This window comes from Noviherbaspirillum malthae, from assembly GCF_015352985.1.
Taxonomy (GTDB): domain Bacteria; phylum Pseudomonadota; class Gammaproteobacteria; order Burkholderiales; family Burkholderiaceae_D; genus Noviherbaspirillum; species Noviherbaspirillum malthae.
The window spans coordinates 1-1,913 of sequence record NZ_JACYXF010000073.1; the positions used below are offsets into that span (position 1 = coordinate 1).

General features: G+C 52.3%; 2 protein-coding genes. One reads left to right on the top strand and one right to left on the bottom strand.

Going from position 1 to position 1,913, the window contains the following annotated elements; all coding sequences use genetic code 11:
* Positions 1-59: 59 nt before the first annotated feature.
* On the bottom strand, positions 60-1,190 hold the full coding sequence (locus tag IGW03_RS32425; protein ID WP_228536232.1) for an ISAs1 family transposase: 1,131 nt from the start codon (positions 1,188-1,190) through the stop codon (positions 60-62).
* A 188-nt stretch (positions 1,191-1,378) separates the two neighbouring features.
* Here IGW03_RS32425 and IGW03_RS32430 point away from each other — a divergent pair, with 188 nt between their 5' ends.
* The gene (locus IGW03_RS32430) at positions 1,379-1,897 is read left to right on the top strand and encodes a FadR/GntR family transcriptional regulator (protein WP_194726588.1); all 519 of its coding nucleotides are present in this window, start codon (positions 1,379-1,381) and stop codon (positions 1,895-1,897) included.
* Positions 1,898-1,913 lie beyond the last annotated feature (16 nt).

Here is a 1,913-nt window from a genome sequence, read left to right on the forward strand (position 1 = left end):
CAGGGCAAACGCATCAAATGTGAATGCATTTCAATAAGTTACGAAACGAGAGAAACAGGTCATGCTGGGAGGCCGAGCAATTGAGCGAGGTAGTCATTGTTCAGGCAAGCCTCCAGACGCTTCTTAGGCAAGCTGCGTTTCAGTGGATTCAGGCGCAATAAGTTCATCGCAATCTTCCTGACGATGTTCAGATTTTCCGGCGCATGATCCCGCCGGATACGTGAAGCGTCTTCCGCAAAGGTTACGTCGAGACACCAGTGCAACCGATTCTCAATTTCCCAGTGGCTGCGAATCACGTGGGCCAGGCGTTGCGAGTCCGACTCCAGTGAACTGATGTAAAAGCGCTTTTCGGATGCACACTGCTCACCGCTGCAACGCATTGACTCCACCATCACCACGCTGCGCATACCCGCCCAGGCATCGGTCTGGTTGAGTTGGACACCGCTCAAGGCCACGTAACGACGCGTTTCCAGACGGCCGTGTCCTTTTTCGTCGGTGGCATGCCCCATGGTGGCGAAGTCCTTGTAGTTGAGCCATTCAGTGACATCGAAGAGGCGCTTAACCTGGCTATACAGCGTATCGTGGTTGGCCTTGAGCGCCAGAACGTAATCGGCCTGCCTGGTCACGATCGCTGCAGCGATCTCTTTTTGGCATCCCATCGCATCAATGGTGACGATACTGTCCTTCAACTCCAATGCGTCGATCAGTTCCGGTATCGCCGTGATTTCATTGGACTTCTCTTGCGTCTTCAACTGGCCCAATGTCAATCCGTGGCCGCACACGAACGCGCTGACCAAGTGGATGGCCTGCTTGCCGCAGCGCCGCTGATGCGACCCGCGCATGGTCTTGCCGTCGATCGCCACAACCTGCCCTGCAAGACTCGGTACCAGCGTTCCCATCCAGCGAATAAAGCAGTCCTGAAACACCTTGCTGTCCAAGGCCGCAAAGACTCGGCTGATTGTGTCATGAGAGGGAATGCCATGCTCGATCTGGATAAATTGGCGCAGCCACTCGACACGGTGGTTTCCCCATTGCTCGATCGATTCCCAGTCGTCCATCCCACACAGGACCGCACACAACGTTAGGAACAGAATGTCATCCAGCCGGTGCGTCGTCCTCCCGATAACCCGCGGATCCGTCATGCCTTCAAAACATGCTTTCACATCCTCGTAATCGACGCGCACTTCCATTCTTCCCCCTATGCAAAGGAGGATAGTAAACGCGCTTTTCTTATCGTTTACAAGCGGCTATCCAACCCATTGATTGTTAACAGGTTTTGATGCGGTTGCCCTGCCCTATACTGCAACAAGATGTCCTTACACTTCCTATATGTTACCTAGTCCTGCCGTGTTATTCTTATAACATCAGGGTGCTTCATATGCCACGTGATCTCCATTCCTCACTTACTCGCCGTCCTAACTTGGTGGAAACTGTCCAGACAGCCATCGTAGAAGCAATTAGACGCGGTGAATTTAAAGTCGGCAACTGCCTGCCTACAGAGCAGGAACTCAGTACAAGGTATGGAGTATCGCGCCCCACGATGCGCGAAGCGATAATACGCTTAAGGGCAAAGAGTCCATTTTTATCCCGTCAAGGCTACCGTACTTATATCGATTGCCATCCCGACGCATATCACCCCCTATTGTCCTTTGCGGACATCTCATGCGTTGAAGACCTTAGGCAATGTTATGAATTCCGACGCACCATAGAAGGTGGAGCAGCCAAATTTGCTGCCTTGAACCGGGATGGCGACGATATCGAAAATATTTGGCAAGCTTTTCATCGACTGCACGTATCAAATACTCTTGAAGAAAATTCGTTACCGTTCACCCCGCTCGAAGCTTGCGGAAGTCAAGAGCAACACAGAACATCGCTGAGCGGCAGCAATAAACAGTGAGTAAGTGCAGGAAGCG